Annotated in this window: 18 protein-coding genes; 14 read left to right on the forward strand and 4 right to left on the reverse strand. The window is 55.9% G+C overall.

Annotation, left to right across the window (positions count from 1 at the left end; all coding sequences use genetic code 11):
* Window positions 1-459 precede the first annotated feature (459 nt).
* The 3 genes from M7R55_RS05485 (at window position 460) to M7R55_RS05495 (ending at window position 3737) form a co-directional block, all read left to right on the forward strand.
* Window positions 460-1134 carry a hypothetical protein gene (locus M7R55_RS05485; RefSeq protein WP_298219239.1) on the forward strand — a complete coding sequence of 225 codons (675 nt, stop codon included), beginning with the start codon at window positions 460-462 and terminating at the stop codon, window positions 1132-1134.
* 179 nt (window positions 1135-1313) lie between these two features.
* Window positions 1314-2114 carry a hydroxyacylglutathione hydrolase gene (gloB, locus tag M7R55_RS05490; RefSeq protein WP_298219241.1) on the forward strand — a complete coding sequence of 267 codons (801 nt, stop codon included), beginning with the start codon at window positions 1314-1316 and terminating at the stop codon, window positions 2112-2114.
* A 75-nt stretch (window positions 2115-2189) separates the two neighbouring features.
* Window positions 2190-3737, forward strand: a complete 1548-nt coding sequence (locus M7R55_RS05495; RefSeq protein ID WP_298219243.1) for a LysM peptidoglycan-binding domain-containing protein — start codon at window positions 2190-2192, stop codon at window positions 3735-3737.
* 103 nt (window positions 3738-3840) lie between these two features.
* Here the strand turns inward: M7R55_RS05495 and M7R55_RS05500 are convergent, their stop codons facing one another.
* On the reverse strand, window positions 3841-4263 hold the full coding sequence (locus tag M7R55_RS05500; RefSeq protein WP_298219245.1) for a hypothetical protein: 423 nt from the start codon (window positions 4261-4263) through the stop codon (window positions 3841-3843).
* A 339-nt stretch (window positions 4264-4602) separates the two neighbouring features.
* On the opposite strand from M7R55_RS05500, the gene M7R55_RS05505 reads away from it, so the two are divergent.
* Window positions 4603-4947, forward strand: coding sequence for a histidine triad nucleotide-binding protein (locus M7R55_RS05505; RefSeq protein WP_298219247.1), 345 nt, complete (start codon window positions 4603-4605; stop codon window positions 4945-4947).
* A 22-nt stretch (window positions 4948-4969) separates the two neighbouring features.
* Here M7R55_RS05505 and rsgA read toward each other — a convergent pair whose 3' ends face one another.
* Entirely contained in the window at window positions 4970-5935 is a 966-nt protein-coding gene (rsgA, locus tag M7R55_RS05510; RefSeq protein WP_298219249.1) for a ribosome small subunit-dependent GTPase A, read from the reverse strand.
* On the reverse strand, window positions 5932-7377 hold the full coding sequence (gene mgtE / locus M7R55_RS05515) for a magnesium transporter (protein WP_298219251.1): 1446 nt from the start codon (window positions 7375-7377) through the stop codon (window positions 5932-5934). Before mgtE ends, rsgA begins: the two co-directional genes overlap by 4 nt.
* Before the next feature lie 188 nt (window positions 7378-7565).
* Between mgtE and orn the strand changes: the two genes are divergently transcribed.
* From orn to nuoB, 8 genes are all read left to right on the forward strand, one after another.
* Window positions 7566-8117, forward strand: a complete 552-nt coding sequence (orn, locus tag M7R55_RS05520; RefSeq protein WP_298219253.1) for an oligoribonuclease — start codon at window positions 7566-7568, stop codon at window positions 8115-8117.
* 134 nt (window positions 8118-8251) lie between these two features.
* On the forward strand, window positions 8252-8515 hold the full coding sequence (locus M7R55_RS05525) for a helix-turn-helix transcriptional regulator (RefSeq protein ID WP_298219255.1): 264 nt from the start codon (window positions 8252-8254) through the stop codon (window positions 8513-8515).
* Entirely contained in the window at window positions 8512-10512 is a 2001-nt protein-coding gene (hyfB, locus tag M7R55_RS05530; RefSeq protein WP_298219257.1) for a hydrogenase 4 subunit B, read from the forward strand. Before M7R55_RS05525 ends, hyfB begins: the two co-directional genes overlap by 4 nt.
* Before the next feature lie 2 nt (window positions 10513-10514).
* Entirely contained in the window at window positions 10515-11462 is a 948-nt protein-coding gene (locus M7R55_RS05535) for an NADH-quinone oxidoreductase subunit H (RefSeq protein ID WP_298219258.1), read from the forward strand.
* The gene (locus M7R55_RS05540; RefSeq protein WP_298219260.1) at window positions 11459-12145 is read left to right on the forward strand and encodes a formate hydrogenlyase; all 687 of its coding nucleotides are present in this window, start codon (window positions 11459-11461) and stop codon (window positions 12143-12145) included. The genes M7R55_RS05535 and M7R55_RS05540 overlap by 4 nt, the downstream gene beginning before the upstream one ends.
* A complete protein-coding gene (locus M7R55_RS05545; protein WP_298219261.1) occupies window positions 12142-13614 on the forward strand; it encodes a hydrogenase 4 subunit F in 1473 nt (490 codons plus the stop codon). The genes M7R55_RS05540 and M7R55_RS05545 overlap by 4 nt, the downstream gene beginning before the upstream one ends.
* A complete protein-coding gene (locus M7R55_RS05550; protein ID WP_298219263.1) occupies window positions 13611-15197 on the forward strand; it encodes an NADH-quinone oxidoreductase subunit C in 1587 nt (528 codons plus the stop codon). The genes M7R55_RS05545 and M7R55_RS05550 overlap by 4 nt, the downstream gene beginning before the upstream one ends.
* 10 nt (window positions 15198-15207) lie before the next feature.
* Window positions 15208-15723 carry an NADH-quinone oxidoreductase subunit NuoB gene (nuoB, locus tag M7R55_RS05555; protein ID WP_298219266.1) on the forward strand — a complete coding sequence of 172 codons (516 nt, stop codon included), beginning with the start codon at window positions 15208-15210 and terminating at the stop codon, window positions 15721-15723.
* Between the two features lie 96 nt (window positions 15724-15819).
* On the opposite strand, the gene M7R55_RS05560 is transcribed toward nuoB, so the two are convergent.
* Complete coding sequence (locus M7R55_RS05560) at window positions 15820-16632, reverse strand: rhodanese-like domain-containing protein (RefSeq protein WP_298219269.1); 813 nt, start codon at window positions 16630-16632, stop codon at window positions 15820-15822.
* A 181-nt stretch (window positions 16633-16813) separates the two neighbouring features.
* Here M7R55_RS05560 and dapB point away from each other — a divergent pair, with 181 nt between their 5' ends.
* A complete protein-coding gene (gene dapB, locus M7R55_RS05565) occupies window positions 16814-17620 on the forward strand; it encodes a 4-hydroxy-tetrahydrodipicolinate reductase (protein ID WP_298219273.1) in 807 nt (268 codons plus the stop codon).
* A gap of 126 nt (window positions 17621-17746) precedes the next feature.
* Window positions 17747-18104: carbamoyl-phosphate synthase domain-containing protein (locus M7R55_RS05570; RefSeq protein ID WP_298219271.1), on the forward strand; the 358-nt coding region annotated here is incomplete at its 3' end.

Here is an 18104-nt window from a genome sequence, read left to right on the forward strand (position 1 = left end):
AGCCGCCGGTGCCTCTGGACGATGAAAAAAGTCTGCACCAGACGGTGGATGCAGCCCAAGTCAGGCAGCAGGCAACGCCCTCTTTCAAACCGGCTCCCGATCACATCTGGCGTCATTCCCCCATCGGCAAGGCTGCGCACATCACACCACCCACCCCGCGCTAGGACAACTCAGAAGGGGACATTTCAGCTTTGGAAAAAAGGGGACATTTTAGAATTGGGTTGACAGAGAATGGGCGATGCCGGTGTTTCACTGGAAAGCTGCTATGGTACAATGCGCGATTAAGTTCGGCGATCGCTTTATGATACGGGTGATGTAAATTCAGGCAGCAAAAGATGAAACTTCAAACGCCTCGCGCACAAAATTCATTACATGCCTAATAAAACACCATCAGCGCTGCTGATGGAGATTTCATCCCATCGCCTCTGTGTTGACTCAGGGGCTCCAGCAGGAGTCGTGATGCGAATCATTTTTGGTATTTTGTGCCTGTACTTGGTGTGGGCTTCGACCGCGCAGGCAGCAGGCCAAGCCGTGATGGAGACTGAACAAGATGGTCAAGTTGAGCAAACACGACTGTTCTGGCTGAATGATCGGGCCATGCGCATGGACCTGACACATCCACCCGCGGAAATTCTGCTACATCAGGGATCACTGTATGCGATATCTCAGATCGGTGGCCTGTCGGTAGTTGCCTCGGTTGCGAGTGCTGACCAACTCGCCCAAGCCTTGGGGCAGGGGGCCGGCGTTCTCGACCAGATCAATCATGAAATGGCCAGTTCGGTCAGCCGTTTCGAGGCCACCGGGCATCAGGAAACCATCGCCGGTATTCGAGGCGAGCAATATCGGGTGGTATGGGTTGATCAGCAGGGAAAGTCACATACTGATGTCGCTGTACAATCCCATGCGCCGGTAGTGGTTGAGTTGACACGAGCTTTGCAAAATATGGCTCTGGCTGCAAACAAGGGGCAGGATGCCCGAATGATCGAATTTGTACGCAAAGGTTGGGGTGTGTTGCGCTACGGTCAGGCTTATCGGCTTGAATCCATCAGCGAGAAGTCTCCGGAACCAAGCCTGCTTGCATTGCCCACTCAATCGATCGATGTTCAGGGTATTCTGCAGGGATTGAGTCGTTAAGTTTCAATCCGTTGTTCTCCTCTGTTTGACCTGAAACGACAAGTAATGCCTGTTAATGGCGTGACCCGTGGTATTGGTGATTGACCTCCGTTGTCATATTCGTACACTGTCACCAGTTTTTAATGACGATGGTGTAACCGGTTGCCGTAGGGTTCGGGTCACGTTGGAGGAGCGATACTGTGCGGATTCACGCAATTCCCGTCCTGTCCGATAACTATGTCTGGCTGATCGAAGGTGATCGAGGGCATTGTGCCGTGGTCGATCCGGGTGAAGCCGCACCGGTTCTGGCAGAAATCGAGCAGCGCAATCTTAGCCTCTCGGCCATCATGCTGACACATCATCATGCCGATCATTGCCAGGGCGTCGCCGGATTGCGTGCTCGCTTCCCCGTGCCGGTATATGGTCCCGCACTTGAATCTAAAACCTGGGTGACAAACCCATTGGCCGATCTTGAAACCTTTGATTTGCCGCACATTGGTCGATTTCAGGCTTGGCATACACCAGGTCATACTCTGGGGCACATCAGCCTGATCTCTGAGGGGGGCGCCTTCGTGGGCGATACCCTTTTTTCAGCGGGCTGCGGGCGTTTGTTCGAGGGTTCTCCCGAGCAGATGTTGGCGAGTCTGGATCGTCTTTCGAGCTTGCCTGACGATACGATGATCTATTGTGGACACGAATATACCGCTGATAGCCTGCGATTTGCGCACTTTGCCGAACCGAACAATGAATCGATCGTCCAACGAATTCGCGAAGTGAATGAAGCGCGCGCGGCAGGCTTGCCGAGCGTGCCAACCTCGATGTCTATGGAGAAAAAAACCAACCCATTCTTGCGGATTCGTGAGCCATCCTTACGTGCTGCGATACTGAAACAGGCCGGAAGCGAATCGCTCAGTGATGCAGATGCCTTTTGGAAGCTACGTTGCTGGAAGGATGAGTTTGATAATTTGCCGCTTCTCCCTCGTCACTCAAAGAACTACTGAATAATGATCCACCGCGTTATGATTTTCATGGGCAAAAGGCTGGCTTGTCATCGCGCCGAACAGCCGCAGCGAAGCATGTTGCTCCGTTTACTCACCCTCCTTGTCCTGCCCGCTTTGCTTGCTTTGAGCGGTTGCGCCAATTTGCCGCAAACAGCAAGTAATGCGCCGGTAGCGTCCAGTGCCTTTGACGATGGCTCTTCTTCGGACAATGTGGATTACAGTATTCTGCCCGCTATTAACACGCCAGCGCAAAGTGCGCGGGAGGCGGTCTGGATGAATGATGGCAACCTCTGGCACTACATCGCGGCTCGATTCACCCTGCCGATTCCTAATAACCCTCGGATTCAGCAACAACTGGCCTTTTATTCCAGCCATATTGATTATCTTGAGCGTGTCACAGAACGTGCAAAGCCCTATCTGCATATGATTGTGGCGGATTTGCAGGAGAATAAACTGCCGTTGGAGCTGGCCTTGTTGCCGATTGTCGAGAGTGCTTATCTGCCTGGGGCCGTCTCATCCAGCAACGCAGCGGGTATCTGGCAGTTTGTTCGGAGTACGGGGGAGCATTTCGGCCTCCGGCGTACGGTTTGGTATGACGGCAGACGAGATATCAAGGCATCCACCGATGCCGCAATGCTGTATTTTACGCGTCTGCGGATCATGTTTAACGACGATTGGCCCATTGTTATCGCCTCCTATAACGGTGGTGAGGGCACATTACAGAATGCTATTGCTTACAACCAATCCAAAGGGCTGCCAACCGATTTCTGGGATTTGACCCGAATCAGCAAGCAGACGGCTGATTACCCTGCGCGACTTTATGCGTTGGTGATTATTTTCAGTAATCCGGAGAAATACGGCTTCCACCCTTATCCGATCCCGAACCAGTCTGTGGTGACCGAAATCGCGTTGAATAAGTCAGTCAATTTGAACAAGCTGGCTTCGCTGACTGGTATGACGCATGACGAGCTTTTTAATCTGAACCCCGGTTTCGATAAATCGATTACCGGACCGGAAACGACCAACCTTCTGGTGCCCAAGAGTTTGGCATCACAGTTCACCCCGACTGCTCTGGAAGAAGCCGAGAAATCAGCCATGAACTGGGGGCGCTATACCCTTCGTCGGGGAGACAATTTTCACAAGCTGGCTTACCGTTATGGCTGTGACGTGGATGAACTGCTCAAGGTTAATCGTTTGAGTTCGGCTTATGCCCGTCCCGGAGAAACGATCATTGTCCCGTTGGGGCGAGGCAAGACGCTTTTGGCAAGTGGCGAAGACCAGCTTTATACGGTGCAAGGCGGGGATTCGCTATGGGGGTTGGCCCACCGTTTTGATATGGAACTTACGGATTTGAAACGTATCAATGGCCTCAAATCCGTAGATTCAATTCATCCGGGCCAGAAATTGATTGTGGCGGCGCATCACGAGCGTCTGCGTGCTGACCAGAAGCAGTCGAAAAGGATTGCCGAGTCATCTGGACAATATATCGTTCAGAAAGGGGACACCTTGTGGAATGTAGCTCTGCGTTTTTCGACGACAGTTGAGCAGTTGATCGCGTCCAATCGTCTTGATTCCACTACACCACTTCAGCCTGGCCAGGTTTTGATGGTTGCACGAAAGTAATATGTTTGGAAAATCTTCGCCATCTAAAAAAATCAGTTTCAACAAAAAAACAGACAACAAAAAACCCCGCTCAATGGCGGGGTTTTTATTGGCTCAATCAGAATTACTGGATGGTACCGCAGGAAACGACTTTGTCACCTGATTTGAGGGTGTAAGAAAGTACATCGCCTTCGAAGATCTTGGCAGTTTGAACATTAACAACCGTTTCTGACTTACCGTTAACAACGTTAGTCAGTGGGTATTTAACCTTGTTGGTTGCTGAATCGCGGCAACGGCCTTCGTTGATGGAGAATGTCAAAGGGCCTGTAATGTTTTTACCCTTGAAGGTTGCGATGAATTTGGTTTTGTCGGCAGCAACTGGAATGATGTTGATTTTACCGAAAATGTCAGATCCGTTCATCGGTACCGTGTGTCCCAAAAACTGAACGTTCGGGTTGACGATCACTTCTGCCTTGGGTTTGTCTTCTGCTTGCGCGATGCCTGTCATCATGCTTGCCACGGCGGCTACAAGGATAATTTTTTTCATGAATGCCCCTAAATTGTTTTTTTCACACGAATTGAACGCCAGGTTATTTCTAAGCGTCTAGCGATTTTAGATGATTCTGACCCCAAACGGTTCCCTTTTATCATCCTGTTCCAGAATGAAATTATTGATTGGAGGATAAGAAAACTCTAATTCTCCTGCTTGGTGACGCCAAAATACCGCACGCGATTGTAGCAAAGTGACTCTGTTTTAGGTACCTGTTGCCCAAATGTGCAGGTTAATTGTTTAGGGCGACAACAAACATAAAGCAACTGCGTTGACGCTTGCTACCATTGGGGCCTACATTGGCCGCCCTGGTTCATGAGTTATTAGGTACTTTGCATGAGTGAGACGATTTTCTCGAAAATTATTCGCCGCGAAATTCCAGCCGACATCGTGTTCGAAAGTGATCGCGTTCTGGCTTTCCGGGATATCAACCCCCAGGCGCCGGTGCACATTCTGATTATTCCCAAAAAGCCCATTCCTACCTTGAATGATATTCAGGCGGAAGATGCTCCCCTGATTGGTGAGTTGTTTGTCATTGCGGCGCAACTTGCCGATCAGGAAGGGATCGCAGAAGCAGGTTATCGAACGGTATTCAATTGCCGGGATCATGGTGGGCAGGAGGTGTATCACCTGCACCTACATCTGCTGGGCGGGCGACAAATGACCTGGCCGCCGGGTTGATTGCTGGCTGATTACTTGCTGATTACTGGGGGCACTCGCGCTTGAGCGATTGGTAATTCTCAAACCGCCTGCTGTCCAGTTGGCCATGCGCAACTGCCGCCCGAACGGCGCAGCTGGGTTCTTGACTGTGGGTGCAGTTGTAAAACCGGCAGCCTTCGGCAAGTGTCAGAATATCCGGAAAGGCGCGGTCGATGGCTTGGGCGTCTTGCGCTGCCACGGCGAAATCTCGCACGCCGGGTGCGTCAATCAGGCCGCCTTGCATGTGATCGAGCCGAAACAGTGTGCTGTGTCGCGTGGTGTGCTGACCTTCCTGACTGTGGCTGGATAATTCGTTGACTGCAGCGGCGGCAGCCTGAGAGGTGATGCTGCGGGCCAGGGATGTTTTACCCACGCCGGATAAGCCGATCATCATGGAGATCTTGTCGTGCAGCACGCCGCGCAGGTCGCCTATCCCTTCGCCGGTTTTCGTGCTGATGCGCAATATATCAATGTCTTGCGCCGCCCAAAGGGCTAATGTCTGCTCGATGAGCTTTCGGTGTTCGGTTTGCGTTGTTGCGAGAAGATCGACCTTGTTCAATACAATAATGGGGGTCGTGGGCAGGTCGAGGGCGGCTACCAGGGTGCGTTCAACCACGTTCGGATTCATCCAGGGTGTCGGGGCCAGGATGATCAGGACCTGATCAATATTCGCAGCCATCACTCGCTCTTTGCCGTGCGTGTCCGGTCGAATCAGAGTGTTGCTGCGTGGATAGACGAATTCGATGATTTCCCTGGCATCTTCCCCTGTGCGCCACCCCACGCGGTCACCCGTTGTGAGCACGCCCAGCGTGCGGCGTGCGGTAGCGCGTAACAGTTTGCCTTCCGCGTTTTCGATGATGAACTCGGTACCGTGATGAGTGATCACGGTGGCTTGCTCCAGCGATTGATCCGGTGCGGACTGGCGGCTGGCGATCTGGTTCTTTTGGCGGTCGGTCAGTCTGATTTTCATTTGAGCAGGAACAACGTGGCCAATCCCAGAAAGATGAAGAACCCGCCGGAGTCGGTGATGGCTGTGATCAATACCGAGCTGCCCAGGGCGGGATCACGGCCTAGTCTCATCCGAGTGACGGGAATGGTGACACCAAAGAAGGCGGCGGCGAGGAAGTTTAGGCTGACGGCGGAGACCATGACAATCGAAAGCGCCGGGTCGTGATACAGCGCAAGCGTAATCAGGCCCAGAATCCCGCCCCATACGATCCCGTTGATCAGGGCGACACGCAGTTCCTTGCTATACAGGGTGCGGATGTCCCGGTTATCCAGTTTGCGGAAGGCCAGTTCACGGACGATCATGGTTATGGTCTGGTTGCCGACATTGCCGCCCATGCCCGCGACGATCGGCATCAGCGCGGCCAGTGCAACCAACTGTTCGATGGCACCATCGAACAGGCCGATCACCCGCGAGGCAATCATGGCCGTGACCAGGTTGATGGCCAGCCACGGCGCGCGATTTTTCACGCTTTTGAGGATGGGAGCGAAAATATCCTCCTCTTCACGCAGACCGACCTGTGCCAAACGCTCTTCATCGCTGGCTTCCCGAATGAAATCGACCACGGCATCGACGGTTACGCGGCCAATCAGCCGGTCTTGTTCATCGATGACCGGTGCGCTGATCAGATCGTAGCGTTCGAATGCATCCGCGGTTTCCCGTGCCTTGTCTTCGGGGTGAAAACGCACCACATCGCATGCCATGACCTCTGAAACCTCCTGTTCAGGATCGCTCAGAAGCAAGGTCTTGAGGAAAAGCACGCCCTGAAATTTGCCCAGGCGATCGACCACAAAAAGTTTGTCGGTGTGGTCGGGCAGGTCTTCCATGCGCCGCAGGTAGCGCAGAATCACTTCGATGCGTACATCGGCACGTACGGTCACAAGGTCGAAATCCATCAATGCGCCGACGGTGTCCTCGGCGTAGGACAGCGCGAACTTGAGCTGTTCCCGCTCTTCGAGCGGCAGGGCGGTGAACACATCCTGCATGACGTGATCGGGCAGATCAGGGGCGAGGTCAGCCAGTTCATCGGCTTCCAGCGAATTGGCCGCATTGATCAGCTCGTCCCGGTCCATGGTCGCCAGCAGACTGGCGCGCACCGAGTCCGAGACTTCGAGTAGTACATCGCCGTCCTGATCGGGACGGACGAGTTCCCAGATCGCGAGTCGGTCCTCGTTGGGCAAAGCCTCCAGAATCAGAGCGATATCGGCCGGATGGAGTTTTTCCAGCTTCTGGGCCAGCCGCGTCAGGTTCTGCTTTTGCACGATGCGCTCGACCAGCGCGTGATTCGGTTCATCCGAACGATCGACCAGGCCTTCAACCAACCGGTTGCGTGCCATCATTTCGCGGATATCACGAATCAGTGTGGCAATTTCGGCCGGTTTTTCCTGATCGAGCACATCCGTCATCAAGGGCTTCCTGGGTGTTGATTGGAAATTTGGACCCCGCTCAAAACAAGGCGAGGGGCCATTGTGCGCGTGGTGAAAAGAAATGTGACAATCGAGCGCGTCGATTATAAAGGAACACCCCTCTTGGCGCAGAGAAACCTTCGTTTCGTGTTAGGCTGTCGCGGTTCCACGATGACACGAGTAAGCCCATGAATACGCCTGAACCGACCGAAAACCTGATTTGGATCGACCTTGAAATGACCGGGCTTGATCCGATGTCGGATACCATTATTGAAATGGCGACGCTGGTCACGGACAAGCACCTGAATATTCTGGCGGAGGGGCCCGTGATCGCCATCCACCACCCGAAAAGCACTCTCGACAGAATGGACGAGTGGAATCGCCGCACCCACGGCGAAAGCGGCCTGATCGCACGCGTACTGGCGAGCACGACCTCGATGCGCCAGGCGGAATTACAAACCCTGGAATTTTTGCAGGCATGGGTCGTGCCGGGTAAATCGCCGATGGCCGGGAACAGCATCTGTCAGGATCGGCGTTTCATGGTGCGCTTGATGCCGCAACTGGAACAATTTTTCCACTATCGGAATCTGGACGTGTCGACCGTCAAGGAGCTGGCCCGACGGTGGAATCCGGAAATTATGCAGGGTTTCAGAAAGAATGCCAGCCATCAGGCGCTAGACGATATTCGCGGTTCAATCGCCGAGTTGCTGTACTACCGCTCGCATTTTTTCAGGCTTTGAATCTAACGTCTGCCTTATAACAACGTCCTGTTTACCTGCAGATTACCTGCAGACCTTCCCTAGAAATGCTTCGCAATATTGAGGTATAATGCTCCTTAACTGATGTCTGATCATTAAACATTGAAGTTATTAACATGATTACAGCCGCTCAAATTCGCGCCGCCCGTGCCCTGATCGGTGTCGATCAGCGTACTCTGGCCGAGGCATCCGGTCTGTCGTTGCCGACCATCCAGCGTATGGAAGCCAGCAACGGGCAAGTGCGTGGTCACGTGGATTCGCTGACCCGTGTTGTCGATGCCTTGGAACGCGCGGGCGTGGTGTTGATCAACGAAAACGCCACGAGCACCGCAGGCGGTCGTGGTGTGCGTCTGAAACAGGTCGAAGGAGCGCTGCCATGAGCATCACGCTTGCTTTGCAGTTGGCCGAGGGCGCTATTGGTCTGGCGCTCTTGTCCGCGTTGGTGTCTTTTTTCCCCGCCACCATCCGCCGGCGTGTGGCCATGCCGCTATTTACCCTTTCGGGGCTGGTTGCACTGGCAGCGGGTTTGGTCACCCTGATCAATGGCGGGGTGGCAACCGCCCAACTGCCGCTTGGCCTGCCGTGGTTACCCTGGCAGGTTCGCCTGGATGTCCTGTCCGGCTTCTTCCTCAGCATTATCGGTGTGGTGAGCTTTGCCGTCGGCATTTACGCACCCGGTTATGTGCGCGGTTTCGAGGGAGGGAAGGACTCACTGCGCGTGCTGGGCGGGTTTACCGGGCTGTTCCTCGCGGGCATGATGCTGGTGGTTCTGGCCGATGACGCCTTCATGTTCATGGTGGCCTGGGAACTGATGTCTCTGTCGAGCTATTTTCTCGTCGCTTGGCATCATGATTCCGCCGCCAACCGGCGCGCGGCATTTCTTTATCTGCTCATGGCTCATATAGGCGGTCTGAGCATCCTGCTGGGTTTCGGGGTGCTGGCTTCCTTCGGCGGCGGTTTCACCTTTGAAGCAATGCGCGGCGCGTCTCTTTCCTTTGGCTGGGCCAGCGTCGCTTTTGCACTGGCCTTTATCGGTTTCGGCATGAAGGCTGGTTTGGTGCCCTTGCATGCCTGGTTGCCAGAGGCCCACCCGGTTGCGCCATCCCATATTTCGGCGCTCATGTCCGGCGTGATGCTCAAGGTGGCGGTCTATGGTTTTATCCGGTTTGTCTTCGATCTGATCGGTACTGTTCACTGGCAGTGGGGCGTCGCGGTGCTGATCGTCGGCAGCCTGTCTGCGATCATCGGTGTGTTGCTGGCGCTGATGCAGAATGATCTCAAGCGCCTGCTGGCCTACAGTTCCGTGGAAAATCTCGGCATTATCTTTATCGGCCTGGGTTTGGCGCTGTTGTTTCTCGCCGAAGGTCATCCTCTTATCGCTACCCTGGCTTTTGTCGCGGCGCTTTATCACTGCATCAATCATGCCCTGTTCAAGGGGCTGCTGTTTCTCGGGGCGGGCGCAATTCTGCACAGCGCGAATGAACGCGATCTGGAGAAAATGGGGGGGCTGCTGCGCCGCATGCCCTGGACGGGCTTCTTCTTTCTCGTGGGCAGTATTTCCATTGCCGCCCTGCCGCCGTTCAATGGTTTTGTTTCAGAGTGGCTGAGTTTTCAGGCCGCGCTGCAGGCCTGGCAACTGGAAGGGGGAGTGTTGCGCAGCATCGTGCCGATCGTGGCCTCATTGCTGGCGCTCACCGGCGCGTTGGTGGCCGCGACTTTCGTCAAGGTTTATGGCGTGGCTTTTCTGGGGCAGGCACGCTGCCGCGCCGTACGTCGTGCGCGCAGGGTGCCGCTCAGCATGCGGACAGGCCAAGGTATTCTGGCATTTTTATGCCTGTTGCTCGGGATTCTGCCGACTTTCTTCATCGATTTGATCAATGCCGTGCCGCGAGAAATACTTGGGCAGGGTCTGTCACAGGTATCGGCACATGGCTGGCTATGGCTGACGCCCATTTCTCAGCAGACAGCGAGTTATGGCGCGCCTTTGGTGGCCATGATCCTGTTTGTCGCACTTGTGCTTGGCTTATGGCTGGTCGGGCGGGGCGCTCGTCGGGTGCGTTTAGGCGATGCCTGGGATTGCGGCTATGCTCCGCCCACGCCATCGATGCAGTACACCGGCACGGCCTTTGTGCAGCCGATTCGACGGATATTTGGGCTGTTGTTCCAGATCAGTGATGGGGTTGAAACGCAGCAGGACGGTAGACGGCGTTATTATTTGCAAGTGGTTGACCGGGCCTGGGGCTTGTTGTACGCGCCGATCGCGCGCTGGGTCGAATGGTCGTCGCGACAGGTGGTGCGTCTGCAATCCGGCAGTATCCGTACCTATCTCGGCTGGACCTTGGCTACTTTACTGCTGTTGTTATGGCTGGTGGTGTGACGATGGCTGCCTGGGGATTCGCATTGATTCAGTCCTTGTTGTATCTGGCGCTGGCACCGTTGCTGGTCGGATGGGTACACAAGGTCAAGGCCCGTTTGCAGAATCGTCGGGGGGCGCCGATCTGGCAGCCCTACCGGGATCTGTACAAGCTGTTTGCCAAAGAGGCGCGCATGGCGCACACGGCATCGCTGTTGTTTCGTGCCGCTCCTTATATCGTGTTTGTCGCCACCTGGCTGGCGGCAGCGGCGATTCCGCTGCTCAGCACGGACCTGCCGACCGCAGCCATGGCCGATGTTATCGTGATCGCCGGTCTGCTGGGTCTGGCCCGTTTTTTTCTGGCCTTGGCGGGTATGGATGTTGGCACGGCATTCGGGGGCATGGGCGCTTCGCGTGAGATGTTTGTCTCGGCGCTGGCCGAGCCTGCCATGCTGATGGCGGTATTTAGCCTGGCCATGACCGCGCACAGTACCAATCTGGCCAGCGTGGTGGAATATCAACTGCTCGGTGAGCCATTCCTGCGCCCCTCGTATCTATTTGCTCTGGCCGCGCTGGTCTTGGTGGCGATCGCCGAAACCGGCCGTATCCCGGTGGATAATCCCTCCACTCACCTCGAACTCACCATGATTCACGAAGCGATGATTCTTGAGTATTCAGGCCGTCATCTGGCGTTGATGGAGTGGGCGGCACAACTCAAGTTGCTGCTGTATGCGGCGCTGCTGGTCAATGTGTTCCTGCCTTGGGGGATTGCTCAGAGCATCCGCCCCGATATGCTCGGCATGGCCTTTGTGCTGCTTGTGGTCAAGCTCGCCTTGTTGGGCGTGGCGCTGGCGGTGAGTGAGACGCTGTTGGCAAAAATGCGCTTATTCCGGGTTCCGGCTTTCCTTAATCTGGCCTTATTGCTGGCTTTGCTGGGTCTGATGAGCCATGTGATTCTGGAGGTGGGTGCATGAACATGGCGCTGTTGTCGCTACTGCAACAATTGATCATCGTCCTCGCGGCGGCAGTGATGTTCAGCTCCTTCGTGCTGTTGGGGCAAGTGCGACTGGTGGCGGCCATTCATGCCTTTGCGTGGCAAGGTTTTCTCGTGGCCATGGTGACGGCACTCGTTGCCGCCAGTGATGGTCATGGTCATCTTTATTTCTCCGCCATACTCACCCTGGGCTTAAAGGCGCTCTTGATTCCTTGGATGCTGCACCGTCAGGTGCGCCGGCTTGAACTGGATCGCCATCGGGAATCCTTATCTCATCCGGCCCTGGTGATCATGGCCGCATTGGGGTTGGTCATTTTCAGCTATTGGCTTGTATTGCCTCTGGTACAAGCGGAAATGCAGTTCACCCGTAATATCGTCGCCGTGAGTCTGGCGGTTGTGCTCATCGGCCTGTTGATGATGGTGGTTCGTACCCAGGCGGTGGCGCAGGTGCTGGGTTTCATGTCCATGGAGAACGGTTTGTTCTTGGCCGCGGTATCGGCTACGGCGGGTATGCCGCTAGTGGTCGAATTGGGCGTAGCCTTCGATGTGCTGGTGGCCATGGTGCTGTTTGGTGTGTTCTTCTTCCAGATCCGCGAGAGCATCGATTCGCTCGACGTGGACCGCATGAATCGGCTCACTGAACGCACGGGGGACGAGCCATGAGCCCGCTGGTATTGACCGTGCTCACGCCTTTGGTCGGCGCCCTGCTTTTGCCCTGGTTTAGCCGTCTTTCCTGGGCCGGTTGGCTGAATGTGCTGCTGAGTGCCGCTGCACTGATCGCTTCGATTGTTCTGGCATTCAATGTGGCCAATGCGGGCGTGGTGGCCAATTCTTTATTTCGAGTGGACGCGTTCAATATTTTTCTCATTGTATTGACCGCTTTTGTCGGCTTCACCGCCTCCATTTTTTCCCGCCCCTATATGAGGCATGTCTGTGACAGCGGGCGGATCAGTCCACGCGGGATGCGGCTGTACCATGCGATGTTTCAGGCATTCATGTTCACCATGTTGCTGGCTTTGTCCACCGATAACCTGGGCGTTTTGTGGGTGTCCGTGGAGGGCGCCACTCTGGCCACGGTGTTGCTGGTGTCTTTATACCGCACACCCGAGGCCATTGAGGCCGCCTGGAAGTATTTCATTCTTTGCGGGGTTGGCATTGCGCTGGCGCTGTTCGGCACCGTGCTGCTGTATTTTGCCGCACAGCATGTCATCCCCGATCCGGCGGCGGGATTGAACTGGAGTGTGTTGCATTCGGTGGCACCGCAATTGCAACCGGACATCATGTCTCTGGCTTTTGTATTCCTGCTGGTGGGCTATGGCACGAAGGTGGGGCTGGTACCGATGCATCAATGGCTGCCCGACGCGCACTCGGAGGGCCCGACACCCATGTCCGCGATGCTTTCCGGCTTGCTGCTCAATGTGGCCTTGTATGCGATTGTCCGGCTGAAGATGCTGGTGGATGGCTCACTGTCGACGACACAAACACCGCATCTGGCTGGTCATCTGTTGATGGGATTCGGCTTGGTATCGTTTTTGGTAGCAGCGCTGTTCCTGCACCGCCAGCGTGACATCAAGCGCATGTTCAGCTACTCCTCGATCGAGCACATGGGCCTGATGACCTTCGCCTTCGGCCTCGGCGGGCCGCTGGCCACCTTCGGCGCCTTGTTGCACATGTTGGTGCATTCGCTAACCAAATCAGCGATTTTCATTACCGTCGGCCATGCCGCGCACATTGCCGGAACCCAGTCCATCAATCATATTCGTGGCCTGATTCGCACCCAGCCAGCGGTAGGTTGGGGCTTACTGATCGGCGTCGCCGCTATCGCCGGTTTTCCGCCGTTCGGTGTGTTCACCAGCGAATTTCTGTTGCTGACTGCCACGATGCAAAGTCAGCCATGGTTTACAGTGATTCTGGTGACAGGATTAGCGATTGCTTTCGCCGGTTTATTCCGCCATCTTCATCCCATGGTGTACGGGCCTGCTCCCGAAGGACAGCAGCCGGTGGACGCCAACATGCTACCCGTCATCGTGCATCTTGGGCTGGTATTGTGGCTGGGTTTGTCCATTCCCGTTTTTCTGGCGCAATGGCTTGACCGGGCCACGCAACTGATCTCGGGGGCGCACCTGTTATGAACCGTTTTGACTGGTTGCCCGGATTTATCGCGCTTCTGGCAGAGGAGCGGGTAACCATCCTGCACAGTGATCCGATCCGGCTGGCGCCGGCGCATTGTTTGCATCTCGATGCCGAAGACTGGGGTAGGGCAGCACGGGTCGCGTCCGCGTCCGGTTATCGCTGGGCTGGCCTATGGGGCGATCAGCTGGGCGAGCGGCTGGGAATATACGCCGTGCTCGTCCATGAGGGTGACTATCTGGTGCTGATGACCGAGGTGCCATTGCAAGCCCCCATATTGGCTTCGCACACGCCGTATTTCCCGGCAGCCGACCGGCTGGAACGCCATCTGCATGACCTGCTGGGCGTCGATTTTCAGGATCATCCCGATGCGCGCCGCTGGACCCGGCATTGCGCCTGGCCGGAAGATGTTTATCCGCTTCGCTCGGATTTTCCCGTTGGCGGAGATTCACCCAAACGGGCACCCGCCGATGTGGATTATCCTTTCGAGCGAATTTTGGGCAACGGCGTCTACGAAATACCCGTCGGGCCGGTTCATGCCGGTATCATCGAGCCGGGGCACTTTCGTTTTCAGGCCGTCGGCGAACAGGTACTGCGTCTGGAAGCGCGGCTGGGTTACACGCACAAGGGCATTGAAAAGATTGCCGTGGGTCGTGATGCCTCCGGGCTGGCCCGACTGGCGGGACGCGTGTCTGGCGACTCTACCGTAGCGCACACCTGGGCGGCCTGCATGGCCATGGAGCGCGCGGCGGGCGTGGATGTACCGCCAAGAGCCTTGCATTTACGCGCGCTGCTTGCCGAGTGTGAGCGCATCGCCAATCATCTGGGCGATATCGGCGGCATCTGCAACGATGTGGGTTTTGCGTTTGTGCATCAGCAATTTGGCCGTCTGCGCGAACAATGGCTGCGCGGCAACCTGGCCATCTTCGGCCATCGTCTGCTGATGGATGTCATCGTGCCCGGTGGCGTCTGCCGGGATCTCCCCGAGCAATGGGAAAGCATCATCAAACCGCAACTTTCCACACTCTCGCGTGAGCTGGATGATCTGCTGGCCATTATCGACGACCATTCCTCACTGGAGGATCGACTGGTTGACACAGGGTTTCTGACCGCCGAACGGGCGCAGATGCTGGGTGTGACCGGGTATGTGGGCAAGGCCAGTGGTCAGGATTTCGATGTCCGGCGCGATCATGGCTATGCGCCCTATGATGGGCTTGAGGTGCATTCACCCTGCCGGACGCAGGGGGATGTCGCGGCCAGGCTGCAGATTCGGGCGGACGAGATCCGCGATTCGCTGAATCTGATAAACCGGCTGATACAGTCGCTTCCGGCAGGTCCAATTGCGGTGGACTGGCCGCAGTCGGTGTATTCGAGCGAGGGGTTGGCTGTGGTGGAAGGCTGGCGCGGCGAAATCACAAGCTTTGTGCGTTTTGACGAGGATGGCCGCGTAGCGCGCTTTTTCCCGCGCGATCCGAGCTGGTTCAGCTTGCCGGCGCTGGAACATCTGGTTTTGGGCAATATCGTGCCGGACTTCCCGGTCTGCAATAAATCCGTCAACATCAGCTATTCCGGACAGGATTTGTAGGACAAGAAACATGCAAAAAATCCTCAGGAAAATCTGGCAGACCGGCACCCTCACCGAAGCCCCACCGGCGGCTGATGAGATCGAGGCACTCGGCAAAGAGGTCAAGCGAATCATCGATCAGCGATTGGGCGGTAGCCTGGCGATTCGTCAAGTGGATACCGGTTCCTGCAACGCCTGCGAACTGGAAATACACGCACTCGGCAATCCTTATTACGACATCGCGCGTTTTGGCATTCACTTCGTCGCCTCGCCACGGCATGCCGATCTCTTACTGGTCACCGGCCCGGTGTCGCGGCACATGGAAACCGCGCTCCGGCGAACCTGGCGCGCCATGGCCAATCCGCGCTTCGTTATCGCCAGCGGCGACTGTGCCTGCAACGGTGGGGAATTCGGCAGCAATTACGCGACCTGTGGTGGCGTCAGCCGGGTCATCCCGGTGGATCTGCATCTGCCCGGTTGCCCGCCCACGCCGAACGATCTCATGCGCGGGATTCTGGCCCTAATGCGCAAAGAACAACCCCAGTAATTGTATGGCCGGGGCCATACGATCAGGCCCATGGAGTCGCGATCATGTGCGGCGGCCTTTGAAGCCCGCTATTTTTCCCCAACTATACTTCCCAAACTATATTTCAATGGGAAGCTCATCACGGTTGCCCCAATCGGACCAGGCGCCGGGGTAGCCGCGCACATCCTCAAAGCCTAAGTGCTTGAATACGCAGAACATCAGGCTCGATCGGCGGTGGCTCTGGCAATAGACGACAAGGGTTTTTGCTTTTTCTTCGGGGTGAGCAGGAATGCCTTTTTCTTGCAGCCGCGCTCGAATGATGTCATCAGGGAGTAAAAACCCTGGTTTTTCCGGATCGAAAAACCATTGCCAGTCAAAATGGATGGCGCCGGGAATGTGTCCGGCGTTGCGGGATCGTCTGTCCGTGCCGCGATACTCTTCTTCACTGCGCGCATCGACGATGATCCAGCCGTCCGGTTTGCCCAGTTGTTCGGCGATGGTTTGAGCGTTGCAATGGTGTTCCGAGAAATCGTAGGCCAGTTCACTAGCGGGTTTGTGTGCGGTAGCTGCGGTTGCCAGTGGCCAGCCCTCGGCCAGCAAGGCTTCGCGGCCACCGTCAATGAGGTAAATTTCCTCAAGACCGCACAGCGCCAGTGACCAGGCCAGACGGGAAGCGGCGAGACCCTGGCAGTCGTCGAAGATAAAGACCGTCGAATCCGGCGTTATGCCGGTGTGCATCAGTGCCTGGTTGAAATTGTCGTTATCTGGCAGCAGGCCGGCTCGATCGCCCTCATTGCGGACGATCTGATTGAAGTCGACCCACTGTGCCTCGGCCAGAGGTGGCTGACCGGGTTGGCTCATGTCGATCAAGATAGGATTGAGGGCATTTTGAAAACGGGGTTTCAGCTCGTTGGCGGCGATGAATTTCATTTTTTATCAGTAGATTAATAATCGTTATGGTTTTGCATCTATATCGCCTTGAACAATAATCCATTCGCCACCCAATTGCATCACGAAGTTGCTGATGGGGTATTTGGTCGCCGTCATGGTGGCAGGCATTCACGGTATGATTGCCGTCATTATCGAGAATCGAATTTTAGGAGTGGAAAGTATGGCGTGCAGAATTGCAGTAGCAGGGGTGAACGGGCGGATGGGCCGCGTCCTTGTGGAAGCGACGGTGCAAAATCCGGATGCGACGTTGGGAGCGGCCCTGGTTCGGCAGGGTAGCCCGCTGGTCGGGCAGGATGCTGGGCTCTTGGCGGGCATCGGCATTCTGAACTGTGCGATTGACGATGATCTTTCCCGTGTCTCGTCCCATTTAGATGTGTTGATCGACTTTACTTCGATTGAGGCGACGCTCGCCAATCTGGTGGTTTGCCGTGCAGAGCGTCGGGCCATGGTCATCGGTACGACCGGATTTAGTGCCGAACAAAAGGCCATGCTGGCGGAAGCCGGGCAGGACATCCCTCTCGTTTTCGCGCCAAACATGAGTATTGGTGTCAATGTCCTGCTCGGAGTGGTAGCGCAAACGGCCCTTCTGCTCGGTGAAAGCTACGATGTGGAAATCATCGAGGCGCATCATCGGCACAAGGTCGATGCGCCCTCCGGTACGGCTCTGCGTCTGGGCGAGGCGGTGGCCGAAGCATACGGTCGTGACCTGGCTCAAGTGGCCGTTTACGGTCGTGAAGGGCATACCGGCGCGCGCGACCCAAAAACCATAGGATTCGCGACGGTACGCGGGGGCGATGTGGTGGGCGACCATACGGTACTGTTTGCCGGAATCGGCGAGCGAATCGAACTGACGCACAAGGCCTCCAGCCGGATGACCTTTGCCCAGGGCGCCGTGCGTGCTGCGATCTGGTTGAGGAATCAGCCGCCGGGGCTGTACGACATGCAGGATGTGCTGGGCTTGCGTTGAAGCAATAGGCTGTTTCTGCTACAATTAAGCAATTTTGCCGCGGCCCCGAATTCTCTGGCTGCGGTGTAAAGCGGGGGTCGACCAAATCGCCCCCGTTTTTCACATCTTCACGTTGCAGGAGCTATAGTGTCTGGTCGTAACCGCAAACCTGCCATTCTGGTACTGGCTGACGGAACCGTGTTCCGTGGCGTTTCAATCGGGGCTGATGGTCACACTGTTGGCGAAGTGGTATTTAACACCTCCTTGACTGGCTATCAGGAAATTCTTACCGACCCATCTTACTGTCGTCAAATCGTGACGCTGACTTACCCGCATATCGGTAACGTAGGCGTCAATCCGGAAGACGAAGAGTCCGCCAAAATCTACGCCAGCGGTCTGATTATTCGTGATCTGCCGCCGCTGTCGAGCAATTTCCGCAAGACGCAGGAACTGACGGCGTATCTGTCCGAGGCCGGCGTGCAGGGTATTGCCGATATCGATACGC

Source organism: Halothiobacillus sp. (assembly GCF_027346185.1).
In the GTDB taxonomy this organism is placed as follows: domain Bacteria; phylum Pseudomonadota; class Gammaproteobacteria; order Halothiobacillales; family Halothiobacillaceae; genus Halothiobacillus.

Excerpts from the sequence above, each read along its gene's own strand:
- M7R55_RS05485 (WP_298219239.1), top strand. The coding sequence starts at position 460 with ATGCGAATCATTTTTGGTATTTTGTGCCTGTACTTGGTGTGGGCTTCG.
- M7R55_RS05495 (WP_298219243.1), top strand. The coding sequence starts at position 2,190 with ATGTTGCTCCGTTTACTCACCCTCCTTGTCCTGCCCGCTTTGCTTGCT.
- M7R55_RS05500 (WP_298219245.1), bottom strand. The coding sequence starts at position 4,263 with ATGAAAAAAATTATCCTTGTAGCCGCCGTGGCAAGCATGATGACAGGC.
- M7R55_RS05505 (WP_298219247.1), top strand. The coding sequence starts at position 4,603 with ATGAGTGAGACGATTTTCTCGAAAATTATTCGCCGCGAAATTCCAGCC.
- rsgA (WP_298219249.1), bottom strand. The coding sequence starts at position 5,935 with ATGAAAATCAGACTGACCGACCGCCAAAAGAACCAGATCGCCAGCCGC.
- mgtE (WP_298219251.1), bottom strand. The coding sequence starts at position 7,377 with ATGACGGATGTGCTCGATCAGGAAAAACCGGCCGAAATTGCCACACTG.
- orn (WP_298219253.1), top strand. The coding sequence starts at position 7,566 with ATGAATACGCCTGAACCGACCGAAAACCTGATTTGGATCGACCTTGAA.
- M7R55_RS05525 (WP_298219255.1), top strand. The coding sequence starts at position 8,252 with ATGATTACAGCCGCTCAAATTCGCGCCGCCCGTGCCCTGATCGGTGTC.
- hyfB (WP_298219257.1), top strand. The coding sequence starts at position 8,512 with ATGAGCATCACGCTTGCTTTGCAGTTGGCCGAGGGCGCTATTGGTCTG.
- M7R55_RS05535 (WP_298219258.1), top strand. The coding sequence starts at position 10,515 with ATGGCTGCCTGGGGATTCGCATTGATTCAGTCCTTGTTGTATCTGGCG.
- M7R55_RS05540 (WP_298219260.1), top strand. The coding sequence starts at position 11,459 with ATGAACATGGCGCTGTTGTCGCTACTGCAACAATTGATCATCGTCCTC.
- M7R55_RS05545 (WP_298219261.1), top strand. The coding sequence starts at position 12,142 with ATGAGCCCGCTGGTATTGACCGTGCTCACGCCTTTGGTCGGCGCCCTG.
- M7R55_RS05550 (WP_298219263.1), top strand. The coding sequence starts at position 13,611 with ATGAACCGTTTTGACTGGTTGCCCGGATTTATCGCGCTTCTGGCAGAG.
- nuoB (WP_298219266.1), top strand. The coding sequence starts at position 15,208 with ATGCAAAAAATCCTCAGGAAAATCTGGCAGACCGGCACCCTCACCGAA.
- M7R55_RS05560 (WP_298219269.1), bottom strand. The coding sequence starts at position 16,632 with ATGAAATTCATCGCCGCCAACGAGCTGAAACCCCGTTTTCAAAATGCC.
- dapB (WP_298219273.1), top strand. The coding sequence starts at position 16,814 with ATGGCGTGCAGAATTGCAGTAGCAGGGGTGAACGGGCGGATGGGCCGC.